This is a genomic window from Streptomyces flavusporus (genome assembly GCF_046267975.1).
Lineage (GTDB): Bacteria > Actinomycetota > Actinomycetes > Streptomycetales > Streptomycetaceae > Streptomyces > Streptomyces flavusporus.
Window position 1 is genome coordinate 6347526 of record NZ_CP176503.1, and the last position, 24648, is coordinate 6372173.

The 24648-nt window shown below is 70.6% G+C and carries 20 protein-coding genes and 1 pseudogene; 10 read left to right on the top strand and 11 right to left on the bottom strand.

Annotated elements, in window-relative coordinates; genetic code table 11:
- Positions 1-35: 35 nt before the first annotated feature.
- The 5 genes from ACKTSN_RS30055 to ACKTSN_RS30075 all read right to left on the bottom strand — a co-directional run bounded on the left by ACKTSN_RS30055 (position 36) and on the right by ACKTSN_RS30075 (position 7011).
- The gene (locus tag ACKTSN_RS30055) at positions 36-1082 is read right to left on the bottom strand and encodes an ABC transporter substrate-binding protein (RefSeq protein WP_409471967.1); all 1047 of its coding nucleotides are present in this window, start codon (positions 1080-1082) and stop codon (positions 36-38) included.
- 192 nt (positions 1083-1274) lie between these two features.
- Positions 1275-2435: an acyl-CoA dehydrogenase family protein gene (locus ACKTSN_RS30060; protein WP_409471968.1), complete on the bottom strand. Its 1161-nt coding sequence runs from the start codon at positions 2433-2435 to the stop codon at positions 1275-1277.
- A 6-nt stretch (positions 2436-2441) separates the two neighbouring features.
- Complete coding sequence (locus tag ACKTSN_RS30065) at positions 2442-3389, bottom strand: hydroxymethylglutaryl-CoA lyase (protein WP_409471969.1); 948 nt, start codon at positions 3387-3389, stop codon at positions 2442-2444.
- Complete coding sequence (locus ACKTSN_RS30070; RefSeq protein WP_409471970.1) at positions 3386-5386, bottom strand: acetyl/propionyl/methylcrotonyl-CoA carboxylase subunit alpha; 2001 nt, start codon at positions 5384-5386, stop codon at positions 3386-3388. The genes ACKTSN_RS30065 and ACKTSN_RS30070 overlap by 4 nt, the downstream gene beginning before the upstream one ends.
- Before the next feature lie 8 nt (positions 5387-5394).
- Positions 5395-7011, bottom strand: coding sequence for a carboxyl transferase domain-containing protein (locus ACKTSN_RS30075; protein WP_409471971.1), 1617 nt, complete (start codon positions 7009-7011; stop codon positions 5395-5397).
- 86 nt (positions 7012-7097) lie between these two features.
- Between ACKTSN_RS30075 and ACKTSN_RS30080 the strand changes: the two genes are divergently transcribed.
- The 3 genes from ACKTSN_RS30080 (at position 7098) to ACKTSN_RS30090 (ending at position 9864) form a co-directional block, all read left to right on the top strand.
- Complete coding sequence (locus ACKTSN_RS30080) at positions 7098-7688, top strand: SACE_7040 family transcriptional regulator (RefSeq protein ID WP_409471972.1); 591 nt, start codon at positions 7098-7100, stop codon at positions 7686-7688.
- A 110-nt stretch (positions 7689-7798) separates the two neighbouring features.
- Entirely contained in the window at positions 7799-8956 is a 1158-nt protein-coding gene (locus tag ACKTSN_RS30085; protein ID WP_385510193.1) for an acyl-CoA dehydrogenase family protein, read from the top strand.
- 35 nt (positions 8957-8991) lie between these two features.
- Complete coding sequence (locus tag ACKTSN_RS30090; RefSeq protein WP_409471973.1) at positions 8992-9864, top strand: acyl-CoA thioesterase; 873 nt, start codon at positions 8992-8994, stop codon at positions 9862-9864.
- Here ACKTSN_RS30090 and ACKTSN_RS30095 read toward each other — a convergent pair.
- Together ACKTSN_RS30095 and ACKTSN_RS30100 are read right to left on the bottom strand one after the other, a co-directional pair.
- The gene (locus ACKTSN_RS30095; protein ID WP_409471974.1) at positions 9857-10645 is read right to left on the bottom strand and encodes a phosphatase; all 789 of its coding nucleotides are present in this window, start codon (positions 10643-10645) and stop codon (positions 9857-9859) included. The two genes, ACKTSN_RS30090 and ACKTSN_RS30095, sit on opposite strands and share 8 nt — an antisense overlap.
- Before the next feature lie 76 nt (positions 10646-10721).
- Entirely contained in the window at positions 10722-12380 is a 1659-nt protein-coding gene (locus ACKTSN_RS30100) for a PucR family transcriptional regulator (RefSeq protein ID WP_409471975.1), read from the bottom strand.
- Positions 12381-12562: 182 nt separating this feature from the next.
- Between ACKTSN_RS30100 and ACKTSN_RS30105 the strand changes: the two genes are divergently transcribed.
- From ACKTSN_RS30105 to ACKTSN_RS30115, 3 genes are read left to right on the top strand one after another with little or no spacing between them, the layout of a single operon-like run.
- Positions 12563-14020 (top strand): sodium:solute symporter, encoded by a 1458-nt coding sequence (locus ACKTSN_RS30105; protein ID WP_409471976.1) that lies wholly within the window; start codon positions 12563-12565, stop codon positions 14018-14020.
- Between the two features lie 56 nt (positions 14021-14076).
- Positions 14077-15045 (top strand): agmatinase, encoded by a 969-nt coding sequence (gene speB / locus ACKTSN_RS30110; RefSeq protein ID WP_409471977.1) that lies wholly within the window; start codon positions 14077-14079, stop codon positions 15043-15045.
- Positions 15042-16727 carry a thiamine pyrophosphate-binding protein gene (locus ACKTSN_RS30115; RefSeq protein ID WP_409471978.1) on the top strand — a complete coding sequence of 562 codons (1686 nt, stop codon included), beginning with the start codon at positions 15042-15044 and terminating at the stop codon, positions 16725-16727. The genes speB and ACKTSN_RS30115 overlap by 4 nt, the downstream gene beginning before the upstream one ends.
- Before the next feature lies 1 nt (position 16728).
- On the opposite strand, the gene ACKTSN_RS30120 is transcribed toward ACKTSN_RS30115, so the two are convergent.
- A complete protein-coding gene (locus ACKTSN_RS30120) occupies positions 16729-17088 on the bottom strand; it encodes a peptidase inhibitor family I36 protein (RefSeq protein WP_409471979.1) in 360 nt (119 codons plus the stop codon).
- Between the two features lie 312 nt (positions 17089-17400).
- On the bottom strand, positions 17401-17838 hold the full coding sequence (locus ACKTSN_RS30125) for an ATP-binding protein (RefSeq protein ID WP_409471980.1): 438 nt from the start codon (positions 17836-17838) through the stop codon (positions 17401-17403).
- A gap of 183 nt (positions 17839-18021) precedes the next feature.
- On the opposite strand from ACKTSN_RS30125, the gene ACKTSN_RS30130 reads away from it, so the two are divergent.
- The 4 genes from ACKTSN_RS30130 (at position 18022) to ACKTSN_RS30145 (ending at position 21057) form a co-directional block, all read left to right on the top strand.
- A complete protein-coding gene (locus ACKTSN_RS30130) occupies positions 18022-18780 on the top strand; it encodes a GntR family transcriptional regulator (protein ID WP_409471981.1) in 759 nt (252 codons plus the stop codon).
- A gap of 130 nt (positions 18781-18910) precedes the next feature.
- A complete protein-coding gene (locus ACKTSN_RS30135) occupies positions 18911-19651 on the top strand; it encodes a DUF6879 family protein (protein WP_409471982.1) in 741 nt (246 codons plus the stop codon).
- Entirely contained in the window at positions 19648-20505 is an 858-nt protein-coding gene (locus ACKTSN_RS30140; protein ID WP_409471983.1) for a helix-turn-helix domain-containing protein, read from the top strand. Before ACKTSN_RS30135 ends, ACKTSN_RS30140 begins: the two co-directional genes overlap by 4 nt.
- Before the next feature lie 87 nt (positions 20506-20592).
- A complete protein-coding gene (locus tag ACKTSN_RS30145) occupies positions 20593-21057 on the top strand; it encodes a hypothetical protein (RefSeq protein WP_409471984.1) in 465 nt (154 codons plus the stop codon).
- Positions 21058-21315: 258 nt separating this feature from the next.
- Here the strand turns inward: ACKTSN_RS30145 and ACKTSN_RS30150 are convergent, their stop codons facing one another.
- Both ACKTSN_RS30150 and ACKTSN_RS30155 read right to left on the bottom strand, forming a co-directional pair.
- Positions 21316-22119: an endonuclease I family protein gene (locus ACKTSN_RS30150; protein WP_409471985.1), complete on the bottom strand. Its 804-nt coding sequence runs from the start codon at positions 22117-22119 to the stop codon at positions 21316-21318.
- 189 nt (positions 22120-22308) lie between these two features.
- A pseudogene (locus ACKTSN_RS30155) lies at positions 22309-24503 on the bottom strand (ArnT family glycosyltransferase).
- Between the last annotated feature and the right edge of the window lie 145 nt (positions 24504-24648).

The window sequence follows — 24648 nt, forward strand, 5'->3', positions numbered from 1 at the left end:
CCGGCCCGCACTTCCCCCGCAACCGCAAGCCCCGCTCAGCTGACCTTCTTCGCCTTCTCGATCGCCTCGGCGAGACTCGTCAGCAACGGCGTGCACTTGTCGTACGACAGAATCGGCTCGGGCGAACGCGCGATGACCTGGCCGGCCTTGACCGCGGGCAGCTTCTTCCAGGTGCTCTCGGTGATGTCGGCGGGCTGGATGGTGGAGGAGCGGTCGTCCATGATGATGATGTCGGCCGGGTACTTGTCGACGTTCTCCCAGCTCAGGGACTCGAACCAGCCGCCGGTCGCCTCCTTGGCCTTCTCCGAGGGCTCGACGAAGTTCACGCCGAGGGCCTTGAAGTACTCCAAGTCGATGGAGAAGTTGGTGCCGGAGACGTAGAAGAGCTGATCGCTTGCGGAGCCGGCCAGCACCTTGATGTCGGGCTTGGCCTTGGCGGCGGCACGCAGCCGGGCGGCGGCCTCCTCGAACTTCTTCTTCGCCTGGACGACCTTGTCGGCCTTCATGTCCGCGCCGAGCGACTCGGCCAGCTCCCACATGCGCTCCAGAGGCTTCGGCATCTGGCGGTCGTAGGCGGAGATGGCGACGCTCGGGGCGAGCTTGGCGATCTGGTCCTTGGACTCCTCGGGCACGGACCAGAGCGTGCCCGCGTCGTCGAACGTCGTGGTGATGAGCACGTCCGGCGAAAGGGCAGCGTACTTCTCCACGTTGAGCTTGCCCCAGGCGTTGCCGAGGACCGTGACCTTGCTGACGTCCAGATCACCGGCCTGGACGTCGGGCTTGCCGTCCGTGGTCGTGGTCGGGCCGAAGACGCCCTTGACCTGGATGCCGTAGTCGTAGAGCGCGGCGGCGACACCGGTGAACGCGACGATGTTCGCGGGCACCTGGCCGAGCTTCACCGTCTCGCCGCGGTCGTCCTTGAAGGACCAGGGGCCGGAGGCCTTCGCGGACGCCGTCGAGTCCGAGCCGCCGCTGTTCGTGTCTTCGTCGCCGCAGGCTGCGAGCACGGCGCCGAGGCCGAGGGCGCCGCCGGCGGCGAGTATGCCGCGGCGGGTGAGGTGGGTGGCACGGGCGTTGGGCATGGGTGTGCTGCTTTCGAACGGGGCGGATCACCCGCCGGACAATTCGAAAGGAAGGTTAGCCTAACCTCAGATCTTGTCCAGGGGTGGGCCCTGGCATTCGAAGCCTGTGAGTCCCTCACAGGCTCCACAGCCTCACGGGGCGAGGCCCAACTCCATTGCAATCAACGGTCGTTGGGCCTCAGGCCCGCGTGTTCAGCCCGCCAGCCCCAGTTCCCGCGCGATCAGCATCCGCTGTACCTCGCTCGTCCCCTCCCCGATCTCCAGGATCTTGGAGTCGCGCCACATACGGGCCACCGGGTACTCGTTCATGAAGCCGTAGCCGCCGTGGATCTGGGTGGCGTCGCGGGCGTTGTCGACGGCGATCGTGGAGGAGTAGAGCTTCGCCAGGGCCGCCTCCTTCTTGAAGGGTTCGCCGGACACCAGGCGGGACGCCGCGTCGCGCCAGGCCAGGCGGGCCGTGTGGGCCTTCATCTCCATGTCGGCGATCTTGAACTGGATGGCCTGGTTGGCGCCGATCGGGCGGCCGAAGGCATGACGTTCCTTCGCGTAGGTCACCGACTCGTCCACACAACCCTGCGCCAGGCCGGTGGCGAGGGCCGCGATGGCGATCCGGCCCTCGTCGAGGATGCGCAGGAACTGGGCGTAGCCGCGGCCCGGTTCGCCCAGCAGGTTCGCCGCGGGCACCCGGACGTCGGAGAAGGAGAGCTCCCGGGTGTCCGAGGCGTTCCAGCCGACCTTCGAGTACGGGGCCGCGACCGTGAAGCCAGGGGTGCCGGACGGGACGATGATCGCCGAGATCTGTGGCCTGCCGTCGGCGCCCCGGCCCGTCACGGCCGTCACCGTCACCAGACCCGTGATGTCCGTACCCGAGTTGGTGATGAAGCACTTGGTGCCGTTGATCACCCACTCGTTCGTCGACTCGTCCAGCCGGGCCGTCGTACGGGTCGCGCCCGCATCCGAGCCGCCGTCGGGTTCCGTCAGGCCGAAGGCGCCCAGGATCTCGCCCGTGCACAGGCGGGGGAGCCACTGCCGCTTCTGCTCCTCGGTGCCGTAACGGAAGATCGGCATCGCGCCCAGCGAGACGCCTGCCTCCAGGGTGATGGCCACCGACGAGTCGACGCGGGCCAGTTCCTCCAGCGCGACGCCCAGGGCGAGGTAGTCGCCGCCCATGCCGCCGTACTCCTCCGGGAACGGCAGCCCGAACAGGCCCATGCGGGCCATCTCGCGGACGATCCCGTACGGGAACTCGTGCCGCTCGTAGTAGTCGCCGATCTTGGGGGCGACCACATCGTGTGCGAACTCCTCGACGGTACGGCGGAGTTCTTCCAGCTCGGGGGAGAGTCGGTGGTCCATGGTGCGTCACTGCTCCTGGTGGGAGAGGGCTCGTACGGTGCGGGACGGGCTGGGTCGGCCCAGGTGGTCGGCCATCCACACGCTGGTGGCGGTGAGGCGGCCGAGGTCGACGCCGGTGTCGATGCCGAGGCCCTGCAGCATCCACACGAGGTCTTCCGTGGCGAGGTTGCCGGTGGCGGACTTGGCGTACGGGCAGCCGCCGAGGCCGCCCGCGGAGGCGTCGACGGTGGTGACGCCGTGCTGGAGAGCGGCCAGGGTGTTGGCCAGGGCCTGGCCGTAGGTGTCGTGGAAGTGCACGCCGATCGCCGAGGTCGGCACACCCTCCTCGTTCAGCCGGGACAGCAGGTCCTGCACATGGGCCGCCGTCGCCACGCCGATCGTGTCGCCCAGGCTCAGCTCGTCGCAGCCCATGTCCATCAGGGCCTTGCTGACGCGCACGACCTGGTGGACGGGGACCGGGCCCTCCCACGGGTCGCCGAAGCACATGGACAGATAGCCGCGGACGTGCACCTGCTCGGCCTTCGCCCGTGCGACCACCGGCGCGAACATGGCCAGCGCCTCGTCGACCGTGCGGTTGAGGTTGGCCTTCGCGAAGGACTCGGTGGCGCTGGCGAAGACGGCGACGCGGGTCGCGTTCAGCGCCAGTGCCCGGTCGAGTCCGCGGGCGTTCGGCACGAGGACCGGGAGCTCGACCGGCACATCCCGGACGAGCGGGAACAGCTGCTCCGCGTCCGCCAGTTGGGGCACCCACTTGGGATGGACGAAGCTTGTGGCCTCGATGGTGGTCAGGCCCGCGTCGGCCAGGCGGCGGATGAACTCCGCCTTCACCTCCGTCGGGACGGCGCCCTTCTCGTTCTGCAGTCCGTCGCGGGCGCCGACCTCGTGGATCCGCACCCGGGCGGGCAGGTCGGGGGCCGGTACGACCATGGGGAGGCCCAGTTCCGGGGTGCTCATGGCGTCTCCTCCGCTGCGGGGGCGATGACCGCCAGCACCTGGTCCATGGCGACCGTCGTGCCGGGCGTGACGTCGAGTTCGGTGACGGTGCCGGCGTGCGGGGCGGAGATGACGTGCTCCATCTTCATCGCCTCCACCACCAGCAGGCTCTGACCGGCGCTCACCTCGTCACCGACGGCGACCTTCACCACCGTCACCGTCCCCGGCATGGGGGCGGTGAGCGAGTCGGCGCCGGAGTGGGCGGCGCGGGAGAGGGAGGCGGCGACCGGGTCGTGGTCGCGCACATGCCAGGCGTCGCCGTCGCGGCCGAGCCAGGTGCCTCCCGGCAGGGCCGCGAACGTGTGGGCGGTGCCGTCGAGCCGGAAGGTGAACCGGGACTCCGCACCCGCCGCGGCCGGGCCCCCGGCCCCCGGGACCGGGGCCTCGGCGGCGTCGAGCAGCAGCTCGAACCCGCCGTCCGCCGTGCCGCGCAGGCGTACGGTGACCGGGTCGTGCCCCGGCACCTGCAGGTGGTGCGCCGTCCAGGCCCGCTCGCCGCCCAGGCGCCACCCCTCCGGGACGGAGAACGGGTCCACCCAGGCGGAGCCCCGCACAGGGCTCAGCGCCTGCCGGCGCAGCAGTGCCGCCGCCGCGTATACCTCCCGCGGAACCTCGTCCGGCACGAGGCCCGCCACCTCCCGCTCCACCAGCCCGGTGTCCAACTCGCCTGCCACCACCGTCGGATGGGCCAGCAGTCGCCGCAGGAACCCCGCGTTGGTCTGCACACCCAGCGTGACCGTCTCAGCGAGGGCGGCGCGCAGTTTCCGCAGGGCGGTCGCGCGGTCCGGCCCGTACGCGATCACCTTGGACAGCATCGGGTCGTACCGGCTGCCGACCTCCGTGCCCTCGCTCAGCCCGGAGTCCGTACGGACACCGTCGCCCTGCGGTTCACGCAGCCTCAGCACCGTGCCGCCGGAGGGGAGGAACCCGCGGGCGGGGTCTTCGGCGCAGATGCGGGCCTCGATCGCGTGCCCGGTGAGGGTGATGTCCTGCTGGGTGAGGGCGAGCTGCTCGCCGGCCGCCACCCGCAGCTGCCACTCCACCAGGTCCAGGCCCGTGACCAGCTCGGTGACCGGGTGCTCCACCTGGAGGCGGGTGTTCATCTCCATGAAGTAGTACGACGAGGGGTCGCCGCCGGGGACGATGAACTCGACCGTGCCCGCCCCCACGTACCCGCACGAGCGCGCCGCCTGGACCGCGGCCTCGCCCATCGCCGCACGCGTGGCCTCGTCCAGAAGCACGCTCGGCGCCTCCTCGACGATCTTCTGGTGGCGCCGCTGGAGGGAGCACTCGCGCTCGCCCAGGTGGACGACGCCCCCGTGGCCGTCGGCCAGGACCTGGATCTCGATGTGCCGGGGCCGGTCGATCCAGCGCTCCACGAGGAGAGTGTCGTCGCCGAAGGAAGCCGCCGCCTCGCGCCGGGCCGCCGCGATCTCCTCGTCCAGCCGGTTCAGGTCCCGCACCAGGCGCATGCCCTTGCCGCCGCCGCCCGCGCTCGGCTTGAGCAGCACGGGCGCACCCAGCTCCCGGGCGGCCTCGGACAGTTCGGGGTCCCGGCCGCCGGGCACGACCGGCACGCCGGCCGCCTTCACCGTCTCCTTGGCGCGGATCTTGTCGCCCATCAGGGCGATGGCGTCGGCGGGCGGTCCGATGAACATCAGCCCGGCGTCCGCGCAGGCGCGCGCGAATCCGGCGTTCTCGGCGAGGAAGCCGTAGCCGGGGTGGACGGCCTGGGCGCCGGTGCGCGCGGCGGCCTCGAGGATCCGCTCCACCGACAGATAGCTCTCGGCCGCCGGTGCCGGACCGATCCGTACCGCCGTGTCGGCCTCGCGCACATGCCGGGCGTCGGCGTCGGCGTCGGAGAAGACGGCGACGGAGCGCACGCCGAGCGACCGCAGCGTACGGATGACACGGACGGCGATCTCGCCGCGGTTGGCCACAAGAACGGTGTCGAACATCGGTCCCCTCACATCCGGAAGACGCCGAACTGGGGGTCACCCAGGGGCGCGTTGGCGCACGCGGTCAGGGCCAGGCCGACCACCTGCCGGGTCTCCAGGGGGTCGATCACCCCGTCGTCCCAGAGGCGGGCCGTCGCGTAGTAGGCATTCCCCTGACGCTCGTACTGCGCACGGATCGGGGCCTTGAAGGCCTCTTCCTCCTCGGCGGGCCAGGACTCCCCGCGCCCCTCGATCTGGTCCCGCTTGACCGTGGCCAGTACGGAGGCGGCCTGCTCGCCGCCCATCACGGAGATCTTGGCGTTCGGCCACATCCACAGGAAGCGGGGGGAGTAGGCCCGGCCGCACATGGAGTAGTTGCCCGCGCCGTACGAGCCGCCGACCACCACCGTCAGCTTCGGTACGCGCGTACAGGCGACGGCCGTGACCATCTTGGCGCCGTGCTTGGCGATGCCCCCGGCCTCGTAGTCCCTGCCCACCATGAACCCGGAGACGTTCTGCAGGAACAGCAGCGGGATCCCGCGCTGGTCGCACAGCTCGATGAAGTGGGCGCCCTTCTGCGCGGACTCGGAGAAGAGGATGCCGTTGTTGGCGACGACGCCGACCGGGTGGCCGTGGATCCGGGCGAAACCGGTGACGAGGGTCTGCCCGAACTCGGCCTTGAACTCGGCGAAACGGGAGCCGTCCACCACGCGCGCGATGATCTCCCGCACGTCGTAGGGGGTGCGGGGGTCGACCGGCACCGCGCCGTACAGCCCGTACGGGTCCACCTTCGGTTCGACGGCCGGCTGCACCTCCCAGGGCAGCTGCCCGCGCGCGGGGAGGGTGGAGACGATCGTGCGCACGATCCGCAGGGCGTGCGCGTCGTCCTCCGCGAGGTGGTCGGTGACACCGGACACGCGCGCGTGCACCTCGCCGCCGCCGAGCTCCTCGGCGGTCACGACCTCACCGGTGGCCGCCTTCACCAGTGGGGGGCCGCCCAGGAAGATGGTCCCCTGGTTCCGGACGATCACGGCCTCGTCGCTCATCGCGGGAACGTACGCCCCACCGGCCGTGCACGACCCCAGCACCGCGGCGATCTGCGGGATGCCGGCGCCGGACATCCGCGCCTGGTTGTAGAAGATCCGCCCGAAGTGCTCACGGTCCGGGAAGACCTCGTCCTGCATGGGCAGGAAGGCGCCGCCGGAGTCGACCAGATACACACACGGCAGGCGGTTCTCGTACGCCACCTCCTGTGCCCGCAGGTGCTTCTTCACCGTCATCGGGTAGTACGTCCCGCCCTTGACGGTGGCGTCATTGGCGACGATCACACACTCCCGGCCGCTCACCCGCCCGATCCCGGCGATCACACCGGCCGCGGGGGCCTGGTCGTCGTACATCCCGTCGGCCGCCAGCGGAGCCAGCTCCAGGAACGGCGAACCCGCGTCCAGGAGGGTGTCGACGCGGTCGCGCGGCAGCAGCTTGCCGCGCGCCGTGTGCCGGGCGCGGGCCTTCTCCCCGCCGCCGAGCCGGGCGGCGGCCAGCTTGGCGCGCAGCTCGGCGACGAGGGCGCGGTGCGCCTCCTCGTTGGCGCGCCAGGCCTCCGACGCGGGATCTGCCGCGCTGTGCAGCTCCGGTGCCTGAAGCATCCTGCGGTCCCCTCACCTTGTTAATGAGCGTTAACGCATTTCCTTCAGGTTAACGAGCGCTAACCTCCCTGTCTAGAATTGAGTCCATGGCCACCAGAACCGACGCCCCCACCCGCCGCGAGCAGATCCTCAAGGAGGCCGCCCGGCTCTTCGCCGAGCGCGGCTTCCACGGGGTCGGAGTCGACGAGATAGGCGCCGCGGTCGGGATCAGCGGCCCCGGTCTCTACCGGCACTTCGCGGGCAAGGACGCGATGCTCGCCGAGCTGCTCGTCGGCATCAGCGGTCAGCTGCTGACCGGCGGGAAGCGCAGGGTCGCCGAGGCGGACGGGAACCCCGAGGCGGTTCTCGACTCGCTCATCGAGGGTCATATCGACTTCGCGCTCGACGACCGCCCGCTCATCACCCTGCACGACCGCGAGCTGGACCGCCTCCGGGACAGCGACCGCAAGCTGGTCCGCCAGCTCCAGCGGCAGTACGTCGAGCTCTGGGTGGAGGTGGTCCGAGATCTCTACCCGGGCCTGTCCGAACCGACGGCCCGCTCGGCCGTCCACTCGGTCTTCGGTCTGTTGAACTCGACGCCACACCTGGGCAGGCCGGGTTCGCTTCCGGGGCGGGGGGCCACGGCGGAACTGCTGCACCGGATGGCGCGGGGGGCGTTCGCGGCGGTGGGGGAGTAGCGCCGGGCGTGACGAGCGTTACGGAGGGCTCACTCTGGACGCGGGTTCGTACTCGCCGGTACGGTTGAGTGAGCAAGCGCTTAGACATGTACCCGTGGAGGTGGGCGGCCGTGCGCCGTACGGTGTTCAACGAGGATCACGAGGCGTTCCGGGAGACCTTGCGCGCCTTCATCGAGGCCGAGGTCGTACCGGTGTACGACGAGTGGTTCGCCGCGGGGCAGGCGCCGCGCGAGTTCTACTACAAGCTCGCCGAGCTCGGCGTCTTCGGTATCCGGGTCGACGAGGAGTACGGCGGCGCAGGCATCGACTCGTACAAGTTCGAGGCCGTGCTGTACGAGGAGACCGCCCGCGCGGGCGTGACCTTCGGGGGCTCCGGCGTGCACGTGCTGCTCGGCCTGCCGTACATCAAGATGCTGGCCACCGACGAGCAGAAGAAGCGCTTCCTGCCGAAGTTCGTCTCCGGTGAGGAGATGTGGGCGATCGCGATGACCGAGCCGGGCACCGGCTCCGACCTCGCGGGCATGAAGACCACCGCCAAGCTGAGCGAGGACGGCACGCACTACGTCCTCAACGGTGCCAAGACCTTCATCACCGGTGGCGTCCACGCCGACCGCATGATCGTCTGCGCGCGCACCGCCGCGCCCACCGCCGAGGACCGCCGCCACGGCATATCCCTCTTCGTCGTGGACACCAAGGCCGAGGGCTACTCCGTCGGCCGCAAGCTGGACAAGCTCGGACTCAGGACCTCCGACACCGCCGAGCTGGCGTTCGTCGACGTCAAGGTGCCCGTCGAGGACCTGCTCGGCGAGGAGAACAAGGGCTTCTACTACCTCGGCCACAACCTCGCCTCCGAGCGCTGGGGCATCGCCTACGGCGCGTACGCGCAGGCCAAGGCCGCCGTCCGGTTCGCCAAGCAGTACGTGCAGGAGCGGACGGTCTTCGGCAAGCCGGTCGCGCACTTCCAGAACACCAAGTTCGAGCTGGCCGCCTGCCAGGCCGAGGTGGACGCGGCCGAGGCCGTCGCCGACCGCGCCACGGAGGCCCTGGACGCCGGCGAGCTGACCCCCGCCGAGGCCGCCAGCGCCAAGCTGTTCTGCACCGAGGTCGCGCACCGCGTCATCGACCGCTGCCTCCAGCTCCACGGTGGCTACGGCTTCATGAACGAGTACCCGATCGCCCGCCTGTACGCGGACAACCGCGTCAACCGCATCTACGGAGGCACCAGCGAGATCATGAAGACGATCATCGCGAAGGACATGGGCCTGTAAGGTTCCGGAAATTACCGGCCAGTAAAAATGTGGCCATGAACCAGGCACTTCAGTCTCTCCTCGATCTGCTCGACCTGGAGCAGATCGAGGAGAACATCTTTCGCGGCCAGTCCCGGTCCGCCGTCGTCCCGCGCGTCTTCGGCGGACAGGTCGCGGCCCAGGCGCTCGTCGCCGCCGGACGTACGGTCCCCGAGGACCGGCCCCCGCACTCCCTGCACGCGTACTTCCTGCGCACCGGCGACCCCGGCGCGCCCATCGTCTACACCGTCGACCGCATGAACGACGGTCGCTCCTTCACCACCCGCCGGGTCGTCGCGATCCAGCACGGGCAGCCGATCTTCGCCCTGTCCGCGTCCTTCCAGAAGTACGAGGAAGGCTTCGAGCACCAGGCCCCGATGCCCCCGGCCCCCGACCCCGTCACGCTCCCCACCTCCGAGGACCGGCTGAGCGGGTACGGCCACATCGACCCGCAGGTGGTCGAGAAGTTCCTCGAGGCGCGCGCCGCCGTCGACCTGCGCTATGTCGACGAGCCGCCGTACGGGCAGTTCGGCGAGCCGCGCGAGCCGCACTCCCAGGTCTGGTTCCGCACCAACGGCAAGCTCGCCGACGACCCCCTCCTGCACATCGTGCTCGCCACGTACGTCTCCGACATGACGCTCCTCGACTCCGTGTTGCTCGCGCACGGCCGCGGCGGCTGGGCCGTCGGTGATGTGGTCGGGGCCTCACTGGACCACGCGATGTGGTTCCACCGCCCGTTCCGCGCCGACGAGTGGCTCCTGTACGACCAGGAGTCCCCGTCGGCGTACGGCGGCCGGGGCCTCGGCCAGGCCCGCATCTACACCCAGGACGGCCGCCTCGCCATCACGGTGATCCAGGAAGGGGTCGTGCGGGCACCGAGGGCTAGGTAAGCCCCGCCTCCGACAGCAGATACGCCGTCATCGGGTCGTAGTACCGGGGGCTGACCACATGGTCGTCGAGGGGGACCGTCACCTGGACGGCCCCCTCCGCCTCCGCGAGGAACAGCGCCGGATCGTTGCTGTCGGCGTAGCCGACCGAGTCGATGCCGTGTTGGCCCGCGTAGCCCGCCCAGCCGTGGTCGGCGACGACCAGGTCGGGCAGGGCGCGGCCGTCGCGTTCCATGGCGGTGAGGATGGCCTTCATCGGCTCACCCGAGTGGGTGTGCCACAGGGTCGCGCCGTGCTCCAGCATCGCCACGTCCGCGAACTGCATGACGTAGCCCTCGTCCGTCTGCAGCCCGTCCGGGATCACCACGATCTCGCAGCCGGCGGTGCGCAGTGCGGCGGCCGTGGCGCGGTGCACGTCGAGCAGGCCGCCGGGGTGGCCGGTGGCGAACAGCACCCGCTGCTTGCTGTCCGCCGCCTTGCGCAGCCGCGCCGCGAGCCGTTCCAGGGCGGCCACGGTGAGCTCGGGGTCGATGGTGTCCTGGCCGTACCGGTACTCGGGGTCGTCGTTCACGCCGACCCGCTCGGCCATCACCGCGAGCACGTCCTGCTCGTCGGTCCAGCGGTCGCCGAGCTCCAGGCCGAGCCAGAAGTTGCGGACGCCGTTCGACAGTTGGCGGTAGTGGGAGAGGTTGTTCTCACGCGGGGTGGCGACGTCGCCCGCGATACGGGTCTTCACAAGGTGCTCGACGAGCTCGGCGCGGCTGGGTGTCCCGGGTATCGGCATGGCTCCCATTGTGAGGCACGTCCCTGTGCCAGTCCCCGACGTCCCGCACGCTGGGACGTGGGTCACTTACCGCAGTTCACACCTGCCGCAGCGCGAACCACAGCTCCATCCGTACGTCCGGATCGTCCAGGTCTGCCTCCAACAGCGCCGCGCACCGGGCGATGCGCTGCCGCACGGTGTTGCGGTGCACCGACAGGGCCACCGCCGTGCGGTCCCAACTGCCGTGCAGGGACAGCCAGCTGCGCAGCGTCTCGGTCAGGGCTGGAGCGGCGGTGATGGGGGCGAGAAGGGTACGGGCGTGGGCTTCTGCCTCGGCCGGGGGGACCAGGCCCGTCAGGCCGGGGCGGGTGTCGTGGCGGGCGAGGGCAGCGCGGGTGGCGTGGGCGCGGGCCAGGGCGCGGGCGGCCTGGGCGTCGGCGGCGGGCCAGTCGTGCGGGGCGACGGGGGCGCTGACGCCGAGGGTCCAGCCGGGGTGCGGGGCGGGTTCACGGTCCGTCGGCAGCAGGATCCGTACGACGTCCCTGGCCAGGTCGACCAGCGGCGAACCCAGCGCCGCGCCCAGCGCGGAGGCGGCCACCTGGTCGGGGGCGTGCGCGTCCGGCCGGGCGTGCACGACCAGCCACCGCTCCCCGCCGAGCAGCGGCGCGACCGCCTCCGGCTCGGCGCCCAGCAGCAGCCGTACGAGCGCCGACGACCTGGCCGCTCCCATACCGCTCTGCTGCTCGCCGGTGAGGAGGGAGAGCAGCACGGCGGCGACCGAGGCGATGGCGTGAGCGCCGGGTTCGCGGTGCGGTGCGGCGACGCCGAGGACGAAACCCTCGCCGGCACCGAGGGCGTAGGCGGCGAGGTGGGTGCCGGCGACGGTGTCGGTGGCCGAGGTGGGGGTGGCGCGGCTGGTTGTGGTGGCTGGGGTGGTGGTGCGGCTGGTTGTGGTGGCCGGGGTGGTGGTGCGGCTGGTCGTGGTGGCCGGGGACGTGGTGCGGGCCGGGGCCGGGCGGCCGGCTGCCGTTGCCTGCGGGCTTCCCGGCGCCTCGCCCGGCGTCGCGCGCATGCCGTCCGGACGTACCACCGCCGCCAGCTCCGCCAGCGCCCCGCTCACCCCGACCTCCGGAGCCCGGCCCGCCTCGGCGATCCGGGACCCCTCCGGCCCGTACAGCACCGCCCACCCGCCGATCCGCTGGGCCAGCTGTCGCAGTACCGACGACACCGGGTCCGGGCGGGACGCCGCCGCGGCCAGGCTCTGCTGGGCCTCCGTGACGCGGCGCAGTTCGGCGAGCCGGGCCTGGGCCATCAGCTGCCAGACCGCGCGGGCCACGCCGGAGAAGGTGGTCTGCGGCGGGACCTCAAGCAGCGGCAGCTCGTATGCCTCGCAGGCCGCGACCAGCGCCCGCGGCACCGTGTCGTGCACGGGCGCCACACCGAAGCCGAGCGCCGCGCCGCCCGCCGCGACGATCCGGGAGACGTAGTCGTCGAAGTACTCCCCCAGTCTCGAATTCGCTCGACCGGGGGCACCCCCATCCGAGCCCGCCGCCTCCGGGATGTGCACGCCGGCCGTGAGCAGGAGCTCGCCGCCCAGGAGGTAGGGATACGGGTCCGACATCTCCGAGGTGTGCGCCCAGTGGATGACGATGCCGGGACCGGACGGGCCGGCGATCTGGCGCAGAGCCAGGTCCTCGCGGGCCAGGAGTGAAGCGAGGGGCACGGGTGGCGTGGGGGGAACCGCTGGGTCCGGCATGATGTGCGTTCCCTCCATTCCGTTCGGTCCGGATGGATGAAACGTACACTTCGCAGTCGCTTTCCGGCCACCTAGTGTCGGTCCGGACCAGTGGCCGCGGGTACGGGCGGATGTCCCCGCGAGGAGCCACCGCACATCCCATCTGCACGACACGCCACCGAGAGCGCGTGAAGGAGGCCCCCATGGCCGTCGACTACATCGTGATCGTCGTCTATCTGGCCGGCATGCTGGCCATGGGCTGGTGGGGCATGCGCCGCGCCAAGTCGAAGAGCGAGTTCCTGGTCGCGGGCCGCCGCCTCGGCCCGTCCATGTACTCCGGCACCATGGCGGCGATCGTCCTCGGCGGCGCGTCCACCATCGGCGGCGTCGGGCTCGGCTACCAGTACGGGCTGTCCGGCGCGTGGATGGTGTTCACCATCGGCCTCGGCCTGCTCGCGCTGAGCATCTTCTTCTCCGCCCGTATCGCCCGCCTGAAGGTCTACACCGTCTCCGAGATGCTGGATCTCAGATACGGCGGCCGGGCCGGTGTGATCTCGGGCGTGGTCATGTGGGCGTACACCCTCATGCTCGCGGTGACGTCGACCATCGCGTACGCCACGATCTTCGACGTCCTCTTCGACATCAACCGCACCCTCGCGATCATCCTGGGCGGCTCGATCGTCGTCGCGTACTCCACGCTCGGCGGCATGTGGTCGATCACGCTGACCGACATGGTGCAGTTCGTGGTCAAGACGATCGGCGTCCTGCTGCTCCTGCTGCCCATCGCGGTCGTCAAGGCCGGCGGCTTCAGCGAGATGAAGGCGCAGCTGCCCACGGAGTACTTCGACCCGCTGGGCATCGGCGGCGAGACGATCTTCACCTACGTGCTGATCTACACGTTCGGCATGCTCATCGGGCAGGACATCTGGCAGCGCGTCTTCACCGCGCGCAGCGACACGACGGCCAAGTGGGGCGGCACGGTGGCCGGCACGTACTGCCTGGTGTACGCCCTGGCCGGCGCCGTCATCGGCACCGCGGCCAAGGTCCTCTACCCCAACCTGGCCAGCGCCGACGACGCCTTCGCCACCATCGTCAAGGACGAACTCCCCGTCGGCGTGCGCGGGCTGGTGCTGGCCGCCGCGCTCGCCGCCGTGATGTCGACGTCCTCCGGCGCCCTCATCGCCTGCGCCACCGTCGCCAACAACGACATCTGGTCGCGGCTGCGGGGCATCGTCCGGCCGAACGGCGAGCACGACGAGGTCAAGGGCAACCGCGCCTTCATCCTCCTCATGGGCCTCGCCGTGATCGGCACGGCGATCGTGCTCAATGACGTCGTCGAGGCGCTGACGGTGGCGTACAACCTGCTCGTCGGCGGGCTGCTCGTGCCGATCCTCGGCGGGCTGCTGTGGAAGCGCGGCACCGCCCAGGGCGCCCTCGCCTCGGTCGCGGTCGGCGGCCTCGCGGTGATCGTGCTGATGGCGACGTACGGCATCCTCGCCAACGAGCCCGTCTACTACGGCCTGCTGTCCTCGCTGGCCGCATACCTGATCGTCTCCCTGGCAACTCCCGCCACCGACGAGGCCGTCCTCGCCGCCTGGCGCGAGCGACTGGCCGGGCGGGCACCCGAACCCGTGGCCGAGCCGCTCCCGGCCCACCAGTAGAGTCGTATGGCAAGCAGTACATACGCGACGAAGCGTAAGAAAGAAGGCAGTTCCCGATGAGCAGCAACGAGACGCCCCGCGGCCCCGTCGACTCGTCCCGCATCCCGCGGTACGCCGGTCCCGCGACCTTCGCCCGGCTGCCGCGCCTCGACGAGGTCGGCCGCGCCGACGTCGCCGTGGTCGGCGTGCCGTTCGACTCGGGCGTCTCCTACCGGCCGGGCGCCCGCTTCGGCGGCAACGCGATCCGCGAGGCGTCCCGGCTGCTGCGCCCCTACAACCCGGCGCAGGACGCCTCCCCGTTCGCCCTCGCGCAGGTCGCCGACGGCGGCGACATCGCCGTCAACCCGTTCAACATCAACGAGGCCGTGGAGACCGTCGAGGCGGCGGCGGACGAGTTGCTGGGGACGGGGGCGCGTCTGATGACCCTCGGCGGAGACCACACCATCGCGCTGCCGCTGCTGCGCTCGGTGGCGAAGAAGCACGGCCCCGTCGCCCTGCTGCACTTCGACGCCCACCTCGACACCTGGGACACGTACTTCGGCGCCGAGTACACGCACGGGACTCCCTTCCGGCGTGCCGTGGAGGAGGGCATCCTCGACACGTCGGCGCTGTCGCACGTCGGTACGCGCGGCCCGCTGTACGGCAAGCAGGACCTGAACGACGACGCCAAGATGGGCTTCGGCATCGTCACGTCGGCGGATGTGATGCGGCGCGGCGTCGACGAGATCGCCGACCAGCTGCGCCAGCGCATCGGTGACCGCCCGCTGTACATCTCCATCGACATCGACTGCCTCGACCCGGCGCACGCGCCCGGTACCGGCACCCCCGAGGCCGGCGGCATGACCTCCCGCGAACTCCTCGAGATCCTGCGCGGGCTGGCATCCTGCAACCTGGTCTCGGCGGATGTCGTCGAGGTGGCCCCCGCCTACGACCACGCGGAAATCACGTCGGTGGCCGCCTCCCACACGGCGTACGAACTGACCACGATCATGTCCCGTCAGATTGCTGAGGCTCGCGAGAAGTGACTCACGACCACGACCTGGTGCTCCGCCCGACCGCCGCACAGACGGAGGCGGCCCTCAACCCTCCTTCCGGCCGCAACGGCGGAGACCTGGTCGTGGAGACGCTTGCCGGGCTCGGCGCGACGACCGTCTTCGGCCTGCCCGGCCAGCACGCGCTGGGCATGTTCGACGCGCTGCGCCGCTCGGATCTGCGGTACATCGGTCTGCGGGTGGAGAACAACGCCGGGTTCGCGGCGGACGCGTACGGCCGCATCACGGGTGAGGCGGCACCGCTGCTGCTGTCGACGGGTCCGGGGGCGCTGACCTCGCTGGCCGCGCTCCAGGAGGCGGCGGCTGCCTCGGCCCCCGTGCTGGCGATCAGCAGCCAGATCCCGACGGCGGGGCTGGGCGGCGGCCGGCATGGCTATCTGCACGAACTGCCCGACCAGGCGGCCTCGTTCCGGGGCGTGGTGAAGTCCGTCCACACCGTTCGCACCCAGTCGCAGATCCCGTCCGCCATCGAGGCGGCCTGGAAGTCGGCGCTGACGGTCCCGCACGGGCCGGTGTGGGTGGAGATCCCGCAGGACGTACTGCTGGCCGAGACGGCGATCCCGGTGGTGACGGGCGGCGACGCCTTCCCCGAGGAGCTGTCCCCGCGCCCCGAACTGACCGCTGTGGCCGCCGACCTGCTGTCCCGTGCGCAACGTCCGGCGATCATCGCGGGTGGGGGAGTGGTACGGGCGGACGCCTCGGGCAAGCTGAAGGAGCTGGCGGAGAGGCTCCAGGCACCGGTCGTCACGACCCCCGGCGGTAAGGGCGCGTTCCCCTGGACGCACCCGCTGTCGCTCCAGTCCTGGATCGAGGACCGGTACACCACGGACTTCCTGGAGGACGCGGACGTACTCCTGGTGGTCGGCTCGGGCCTCGGTGAACTGTCCTCCAACTACCACACGTTCAAGCCCCGCGGCCGGGTCATCCAGATCGAGGCGGACCTAGGGAAGCTGGAGTCCAACCACCCGGCACTCGGCATCCACGCGGACGCGCGCCTCGCTCTGCAGGCGCTGCTGGAGACGGTCTCGGTGCGGGAGGACGAGACGGCCCCGGAGCGGGTACGGGACCTGCTGTCCCGTGTGGGTGAGCGCATCGCCGCCCAGGAACTCACCCTGGAACAGGACGTGTTGGCGTCGGTCCGCCGGGCGCTCCCGCCGCAGTCGCCGTCCTTCTGGGACATGACGATATTGGCGTACTGGGCCTGGTCGGCCTTCGACCCCAAGGCCCCCAACACGATGCACTCCGCCCAAGGCGCGGGCGGCCTCGGCTACGGCTTCCCGGCGGCCCTGGGCGCGGCCGCCGCCGACTCCACCCGCCCGGTGCTGGCGGTGTCGGGCGACGGCGGCGCGCTCTACTCGATCGCCGAGCTGGCGACGGCCCGCCAGTACGACCTGAACGTCACCTGGCTGATCGTCGACGACGGCGGCTACGGCATCCTGCGCGAGTACATGACGGACGCCTTCGGCCAGGCCACGGCGACGGAACTGACCCGACCGGACTACGTGGCCCTCGCGGAGTCCTTCGGCGTCCCGGGGGTACGGACGACCCCCGAGACGCTGGAGCAGGACCTGGCGAAGGCGCTGGCGTCACCCGGACCGTCGGTGGTCGTCCTCCCGGCGGTGCTGCGGATGTTCGCACCGACGCACCTGGGCTGAACTAACAGGCGCCCGGACCGACCCCGTCGATACGTCCGCCGAAGTCGCCGAGGTAGCGCGAGCGCCAGTCGCCGTTGAAGACGTCGCGCTTCTCGACCGGGCTCCAGTTGACGAAGCAGGCGCGGGTGCTCGCGACGGCCGAGCCGACGTGGTCGTGCAGGCTGGGCGGCATGTCGCGATAGCCGCTGCGCGCGGTCCACTCCCAGTAGCTGCCGCGGAAGCCCTCGCCGCTCCAGAAGCACACCGACCCGTCCGGGCAGGCGGGCGGGGCGGCGGCTTCGGCTGCGCCGGCACCGTGGGCCGGCAGGACGAGGGCGGTCAGGGCGAGGGCGGCGGCGACGGACCAGGAACGAAGCTTCATGGCACTCCTCGAGAACTCCGGTGCGCCCCGGCGGAGTTGCCGAGGCACTGCCATGCTCCTGGCGAGACGGGTCGGCTTGCCCGGGTTTGTCGCCCACACCACCTCTTGGAGCGAACCCGAAGCCCGGCGAGGTGATCTTCCCGGTGGGGCAGGCGCCGGTGCGCGGGGCGCACGGGCCGCGCACCGGCGCCAGACGCGGCTCCGGGCGAGCCGTACGCAGCCCTGCGTCCACCGGATCGCCTCACGCCGATCTCGGCTGAGGGCACCTCACTCAATGGACGGCAGGTCGGCGGGACCGTCGATGTGCCAGGCTCACTTCGGCAATGACAGCTCTGCCCACGTCGCCTTCCCGATGCCGTACGCGCGTGGGCAGCAGCCCCAGCGGCCGGCCAGGGCCTGGACGAGGGCCAGACCGCGGCCGTGTTCGTCTTCGGTGGCGGCCTGCCGTGGCACGGGCTGGGCGGGGTTCGCGTCGGCGACCTCCACACGCAGGCGCCCTTCGTAGCGGGCGAGGCGTAAGCCGATCTCGCGGCCCGTCGGCCGCCGTGCATGCAGGACGGAGTTGGTGACCAACTCCGAGAGCAACAGCTCGGCGGTGTGGGCGACTTCGCCGCCGATCTTCCACTCGACCAGCTGGGTGCGGAGCAGTTCGCGGGCGCGTCGGGCGCTGCGGGGACCGTGGGGCAACTGCCAGGCGACTTCTGAGACGTCCGGCGTGGCCGGTTGTTCCGGGGCGGCGTGTGCCGACATGAGACCTCCGACGGAGTGGGTGACATCTCTAGAGACGAGGCTCCAGTGAAGCGCCCGTCGTCACCCCTTCGCAACACATCTCTAGAGATGTGTACGAAGTTGCCCGAACGGAGCCGCCGAATGGCTGGGTGGGTGTGACCCGCGGTACCTAGGATGTCTAGAGATGATCAGAGGAGAGACCTGATGAGCGGCCGCAACACAGAGCGTCAGCCCAAGTACCAGCGCATCGCGGCGGAGCTGCGGGCAGCCATCGAAGCCGGAGAGTATGGCCCGGGTGAGCGGCTGCCCGGCGAGAACGACCTCATGGCCGCGCACGGCGTGGCCCGTATGACGGCACGGCAGGCTCTGGGCGTCCTGCAGGCGCAGGGCATTGTCGAGGCGCGCAAGGGCGCCGGGGTCTTCGTGCGGGACTTCAAGCCGATCCGCCGACGGGGAATCGAGCGTCTTTCCCACTCACAGTGGGGCTCGGGCCGGTCCATTTGGGAGGCCGACGCCGAAGGCCGCGATCTCGTCGTCGACTCGGTCGAGGTGGCCGAGGAGGAGGCCCCGGCCGTGGTCGCGGGGATGCTGGATCTGCCGGACGGGGCCCGGGTCTGTGTACGCCGCCGTCGGTTCGTGCTCGACGGCAAACCGGTGCTTCTTTCCACGTCCTACCTGGCGGCCGAACTCGTAGCCGGTACGCCGATCACGCAGCCGGACACGGGACCCGGTGGTACGTACGCGAGGCTTGAGGACCTGGGGCGCAAGCCGGTTCGTTTTCGTGAGGAAATCCGGTCACGTATGCCCAGCGCCGAGGAGGCGGACCGGTTGGCTCTTCCCGCCGGGGTGCCGGTGATGCTCGTCGTACGGACCGCCTTCGATGAGGAAGGGGTCGCCGTCGAGGTCAACGAGATGGCGCTGGACTCGTCCGCGTACATCCTGGAGTACGACTTCGAGGCCTGACGCCCCCTATGGGGCGCCTTGCGCGCAATCACCAGGCCCGCCCCCAGATGCGCAATCTGCCGCAATCCCGAGGCGTATCCGCGCCTCCGCGCACATCCTGGATCTCCAACCACCGGACATCGGAGGCGACATGGCGCTCAGGTTCCTCGGCACGACCAGCGACGATGGAGACTGCCCGACCTTGTGCGAGATCGAGGGCACCGACGAGATCCTCGTGCAGGGCGAACGGGAGACTGACCCCGAGCACCTCGTGCACCTGCGAGACGTCAAGCCGACCGAGACGTTCGTACGCGTCCCGCGCAGCCTGCTCACGCGCTGTGCGCCGAGGACCGAGTCACCGGCACTGCAGCCGTTCGCCTCGATCTCGCACCTGTTCCGCGAGTTCCGCCATACCGCCTGGCGATTGGAGACCCGCCGCGGATACGCCTCCGACCGCAAGAGCGTGAAGTGGACGCGGTTCCTCGCCGGGGAGGGCATCGCCCAGGCCCCCGACAACCCGTGGCGGGAGAACGTCCGCACCCAAACCGCGCAGGGCAAGCGGTTCGAGCGGGTTCGCATCGTTGACGAACCACCCACCCAGGGGCAGGCGTTCCTTCTCGCGAGCGCACCGAGCAACGTCGCCGCCGGCGAGGACATCCGCAACCTCACCCGCGCGGACGCCGAGCGGCTGCGGTTGCCCGACTACGACTTCTGGCTGTTCGACTCCAAGACCGTCGCTCGGTTCGCGTTCGACGAGGACGACACCACGCTCGGCGTGTACGTCACCGAGGATCCCGCGGAGGTTCTCGCCGCCTGCCAGGTCCGCGATGCGGCTTGGCACCATGCTGTCCGTACCGAGGAGTTCGCCAGGCGGGTACGTTCCATCGTGTGACGACGGATTTCCAGACGGCCCGGGAAGCCCTGGGCGCGCGTCTGCGTGAACTGCGCGCCGAGGCCGGTCTGGACGGCAAAGACCTGGCCGCCATTCTGGGCTGGCAGACCTCGAAGGTCTCCCGTCTGCAGAACGGCAAGCAGACCCCGACCCGCGACGACCTCACCGCGTGGGCGCGGGCGATCGGTCGGCCGGACGTAGAGCCGGAACTGCATGGACTGCTCGCCGGGCTGGACATGAAGCAGCGGCACCGCTCGTGGCGGCGCCAACTGGCCTGCGGGCACCGCGGCCGTCAGGAGATCGCCGTCCGGCAGACCGAGGCCACCAAGGTGATCCGCGGCCTCAAGGTCTCCCGTGTCCCAGGGTTGTTCCAGACGCCGGAGTACGCGCGCGTCATCTTCGACGCCAACGCCGACTTCCGCGGCATCCCACCGACGACCGAGGCCGCTGTCGAGGCTCGCATGCGGCGGCAAGAGGCGCTGTACGACCCGGAGAAGACGTTCCGGTTCCTCGTCTGCGAGGCTGCCCTGTACCACCGCCCCTGTCCTGCGGACGTCATGACCGAGCAGCTCGACCGGCTGTACAACCTCGTCGGCCGGCGGCGCATCGAGCTCGGCATCCTGCCCTTCGGCGCGCAACTGCGCCGTACAGCACCACACGCCTTCTGGATCTACGACCGCAGGTTGGTGATCGTCGAGACGATCAGCGAAGAACTGTGGCTCACCGGCAACGAGGACATTGAGCTGTACGAGCGGGCCTGGGACTGGCTCGCCGAGTCCGCGGAGTACGGATCGAGGGCCCGCCTGCTGATCGGCAGGGCCATGGCGTCCCTGACCGCTCTGGACCCCATGTAGGCAATCCGTCGCAAGGCGGCCGACCACGCGAGCAATCGCGCGCAATCGGCGCGCAGGCGCGCAATCCCTCTGCATACCGTGCTGGTCATGGACCACCCCATGCAGCTCGCGCAGCGGTACGTGGCCGGGGACGCGTGGCTCGCCCAGTGCTCCGCGCACCCGGACCTCGTCCGACAGGCTTGGCAAACCGACGACCTCGCAACGCTGGCTTCTGGTGAGAGCTGGCTCGTCGCCGAGTCGCGTCTCGTCACGGGCATGGCCGCCGCTGTACGCATTCGCGAGGAGCAGCGCGGGCCCGTGCTCGCCGACCCGGAGCTCGACCGGGCGTGGTGGCTGGTGCCGACGGGTGGCGCCGGGGAGCTGGCTGGTGTGCGGCAGGTGACGGTGCAACCCGCGGGCTGGTCACTGCACTGTCCGCCGACCGGGCAGCAGGTGGCCGGCCGGTGGTGGCTCTGGCGGCCTGATGGGACTGGTCGGCTCACCGATCCTGCCGTACTCGCTGCGGCGTTCGGACCGGGTGGGCACCGACTTTCTGCGGCGGGGATGGCATGACGACGGCAATGAGCCCACCCGTCAACCTTCCGGTGCCGACGCCGTGGCCGAAGCCGAGCCCCGGCTGCGGAGTGTGCGCGGCGCTGGCCCGGCAACGCGCGGAGGCTGCTGCGATCGGCGACTACTCGCGCGTGTCGGACTACAACGTCGAGATCCGGAATCACACGTCTCCCCATGGGAGGAGCAGGCCATGACGTGAACTCCCGGAACCAAGGGGCGGCGCCGGGAGTTCAGTCCGTCTGCCGAAAAGGGCCGGAACTACCAGATCGCCTCGACCCACTCCGGGTGGTCGATGAACGGGTTGCGGTTGCCTTGGTACGAGTCGTAAATGACCTCGTTGCGGCGCTCCTCGAACGCGCTCGGCGGGTCCTCGTCGTTCCACTGCTTCAGGACCGAGAGGCGGCCGTGGTAGGGGACGCTGCCGTTGCTGACGGAGTCGTTGGGCTCCAGGTCGGGCCAGCTGTCGGTGCCCTCGTAGCGGACGGCCATGTAGAGGATCATGCGGGCCACGTCGCCCTTGACGGCGTCGCGGGGCTCGAAGGAGTTGGAGTCGGTCAGGCTGCCGCCGCCGTTGCTCACCGCGCTGCCGCCGTTGTCGAAGTCCTTGTTGCCGCGGATGCTGTTGAGCTGCACGTCCTCGGGGCGCAGATGGTGTAGGTCGGTGCCGGGGCCGGCGGAGGTGCCGAAGTCGCCGTGGGACTGGGCCCACACGTGCTCGCGGTTCCAGTTGCCGGTGCTGCCGCCGTTCAGCGACTTGCTGCGGGAGATGCCCGAGTACAGCAGGATCACGTTGCTGCTGTTGTTCGGGTCCTGGTCGGTGACCTTCAGGGCGTTCCAGACCGCCGAGTACGAGAGCTTCGTCTGGTTGCTGATGATCGTGTGGAGCGAGTCCTTCAGCGCCGTGCCCGTCTTGCCGATCGCGTCCTGGTAGTACGTGTCGTCGTATGCCGTGGTCGCGGCCGCGGCGGGGGGCGCGGTGAGAGCGGGGACGCTGAGGCCGGCCAGGACGGCGGCCGTGGCCAGCGCCACCGACTTCCAGCGGCGCATGCGTGTCGCCAGCATAAGGGGGGTCCCATCTACGCGGGTTGAATGGAGGCGGCAATCGCGAGAGTGGCATGGACATGCGGCGGTGTAAATGGACTCTGTGTGTCCATTCGGTGACCGGGGTCGGCAAATCGCCCCTTGTCTGCGCGAGTTGACACGCGAAAACGGCCCCTGACCGGAAAGGCAGGGGCCGTTGGAGCCGGATCGTCAGCCGACGTCCGACGGATCCAGGCGGTAGATCGACGACTCGGTGGGTGTACTGCCGGTGCCCGACGCGGAGTCGGAAGTCGAGCTCTTGCTGTACTCGCTCTCCTTCACCGCCGTGCCGTTCTTCTGCACCCACTCCGTGACCTCGGTGGAGAGGCTGGAGCTGCCGCCGGGGCCGCCGCCCATGCCTCCGCTGCCGATCTGGATGTAGTGCAACTCGCCCTTCTGCACCAGCTCCTTGAGCTTGGCGAGGGGCATCGCCTTGTCGGAGCCGGACCAGCCCCACATGGAGATCACGGGCTCACCGCTGCTGACGATGAGCTCGGCCGCGCTCTGCGAGCTGGAGACGGCGAGCAGCCAAGTGGCGCCGTCCTGGTGCTTCTTGAGGTACGAGATGAGCTCCGTGCTTACGCCGCCGCCCATGCCGCCGCCACCGGGGCCGCCGTTCCGGGAGGTGCCGCTCGGAGGGGTGCCGCCCGCATCGGCGTTGCCGCCGGGCAACTCGCCGTTCTGGCCGCCGCCCGGGAAGCCGCTGCCCTGGGCGCCGTCCTGCTGCCCACCGCCGGACGTACCGCTACTCGGCGCCCCGCTGGGCATGCCCCCGTCGGGGAAGCCCCCGGCCGCTTGACCGTTCTGCCCGCTCTGCTGAGCCCCGCCCGGCATCTCCCCGCCGCCGAAGCCGCTGCCCGTCGACGGACCGGCCGTCGGATTCGTACCGCCCATGCCGCCGCCCGAACCGGACGGCACCGACCAGGCGTATGCCGCCGGGCCGGCCACCGCCGCGACGATCGCCGCCGCCACGGACGCGGCCAGCAGCCGCACACGGTTGCCGGACCGGAAGACGAACAGGCCGACGATCGCCAGCGCCATGACCACCGCGATGGCGGGCCACAGTCAGGTGTTCCAGTCGGAGGCCCGGCGCAGCAGTACGACGGTCTAGATACCGGTGACCGCCAGACCGGCCGGCAGCACCCACACCCACCGCTTGTCCGTGCGGAAGGCGCGCAGCAGCATGAGTCCGCCGCCTCCGCACAGCGCCGCGATGCCGGGCGCGAGCGCGGTCGTGTAGTACGGGTGCATGGTGCCCTCGGCCATCGCGAAGGTCAGATAGTGCAGCGCGGTCCAGCCGCCCCACATCACCAGCGCGGCGCGCGTCATGTCGGTGCGCGGGGCGCGGCAGCACAGCACCAGGCCGCCGATGCAGGCGATCGCGGCGAAGGGGATCAGCCAGGAGATCTGGCCGCCGAGGATGTCGTTGAAGAGACGGCCGATTCCCGCCGTACCGGAGAAGCCTCCGCCACCACCGCCTCCGCCGTTGCCCTCGCCGCCGAAGATCCGGCCGAGGCCGTTGTAGCCCATGATCAGGTCCCAGGCGGTGCCGTCCGTGGAGCCGCCGATGTACGGCCTCTCGGACGCGGGCACCAGCGACACCGCGGCCGCCCACCAGAAGCTGGAGATCGCCAACACCACGGCCGCGACAGCCAAGTTGACGATCCGCTTCATCAGCTTCGGCCTGGCCGCGTACAGGTAGACGGCGAAGACGGCCGGCAGGGCGATGTAGCCCTGGAGCATCTTCGTGTTGAAGGCGAGTCCGAAGCAGGCCGCGGAGCCGAGCAGCGGCAGCAGCCTGCCGTCCCGCGTGGCCCGCAGGGCCAGTGCGGCCCCGGCGACCATCAGCAGCACGAGCAACGTGTCGGGGTTGTTGTCCCGGTTGATGGCGACCGTGATCGGGGTCAGGGCCAGGACCAGCGCGGCGACGGCCGCCGCTGCATGGCCCCAGACCCGCTTCACGGAGGAGTGCAGGATCCAGATCGTGCCGAGGGCCGCCGCGATCATCGGCGCCATCATCTGCCAGGTGCCGTAGCCGAAGACTCGGCACGACAGGCCCATGACCATCAGCGCGAGCGGCGGCTTGTCGACGGTGAGGAAGTTGCCGGCGTCCAGCGAGCCGAAGAACCACGCCTTCCAGCTCTGCGTACCGCTCAGCACGGCCGCACTGTAGAAGCTGTTGAGGCTGGAGCCGGAGAGGTTCCAGGAGTAGAGGACGGCCGCCAGGACCAGGATCGCGATCAGCGCGGGGAGCGACCAGCGGGGTGCCTTGTCCGGGGCGCCGCGGGCGGGGCCGGAGGCGGCCAGCCGGCGGACTCGGCGGACACGTTCTCGGTGTGGGGGTGTGGATCGGTGGCTGATGTCACCCGCGCATCGTGCAAACCGGGGGTGGGTGCGCGCTGTGCCGTACCTGGCGGTCGGCTGTGAAAAAGCCAAGGGGTGTGCAAGGAGCGGGCAACGGCTTGTGCAAGGCGGCGGTCGGCCAGGCGCATCAGGATCACTCGTTCGGCC

Coding starts and splice junctions, on each gene's coding strand:
- ACKTSN_RS30070 (WP_409471970.1), bottom strand. CDS start 5,386: ATGTTCGACACCGTTCTTGTGGCCAACCGCGGCGAGATCGCCGTCCGT.
- ACKTSN_RS30130 (WP_409471981.1), top strand. CDS start 18,022: ATGAGCGGCCGCAACACAGAGCGTCAGCCCAAGTACCAGCGCATCGCG.
- ACKTSN_RS30095 (WP_409471974.1), bottom strand. CDS start 10,645: ATGCCGATACCCGGGACACCCAGCCGCGCCGAGCTCGTCGAGCACCTT.
- ACKTSN_RS30105 (WP_409471976.1), top strand. CDS start 12,563: ATGGCCGTCGACTACATCGTGATCGTCGTCTATCTGGCCGGCATGCTG.
- ACKTSN_RS30120 (WP_409471979.1), bottom strand. CDS start 17,088: ATGAAGCTTCGTTCCTGGTCCGTCGCCGCCGCCCTCGCCCTGACCGCC.
- ACKTSN_RS30145 (WP_409471984.1), top strand. CDS start 20,593: ATGGACCACCCCATGCAGCTCGCGCAGCGGTACGTGGCCGGGGACGCG.
- ACKTSN_RS30150 (WP_409471985.1), bottom strand. CDS start 22,119: ATGCTGGCGACACGCATGCGCCGCTGGAAGTCGGTGGCGCTGGCCACG.
- ACKTSN_RS30075 (WP_409471971.1), bottom strand. CDS start 7,011: ATGCTTCAGGCACCGGAGCTGCACAGCGCGGCAGATCCCGCGTCGGAG.
- ACKTSN_RS30055 (WP_409471967.1), bottom strand. CDS start 1,082: ATGCCCAACGCCCGTGCCACCCACCTCACCCGCCGCGGCATACTCGCC.
- ACKTSN_RS30090 (WP_409471973.1), top strand. CDS start 8,992: ATGAACCAGGCACTTCAGTCTCTCCTCGATCTGCTCGACCTGGAGCAG.
- speB (WP_409471977.1), top strand. CDS start 14,077: ATGAGCAGCAACGAGACGCCCCGCGGCCCCGTCGACTCGTCCCGCATC.
- ACKTSN_RS30065 (WP_409471969.1), bottom strand. CDS start 3,389: ATGAGCACCCCGGAACTGGGCCTCCCCATGGTCGTACCGGCCCCCGAC.
- ACKTSN_RS30060 (WP_409471968.1), bottom strand. CDS start 2,435: ATGGACCACCGACTCTCCCCCGAGCTGGAAGAACTCCGCCGTACCGTC.
- ACKTSN_RS30125 (WP_409471980.1), bottom strand. CDS start 17,838: ATGTCGGCACACGCCGCCCCGGAACAACCGGCCACGCCGGACGTCTCA.
- ACKTSN_RS30135 (WP_409471982.1), top strand. CDS start 18,911: ATGGCGCTCAGGTTCCTCGGCACGACCAGCGACGATGGAGACTGCCCG.
- ACKTSN_RS30080 (WP_409471972.1), top strand. CDS start 7,098: ATGGCCACCAGAACCGACGCCCCCACCCGCCGCGAGCAGATCCTCAAG.
- ACKTSN_RS30100 (WP_409471975.1), bottom strand. CDS start 12,380: ATGCCGGACCCAGCGGTTCCCCCCACGCCACCCGTGCCCCTCGCTTCA.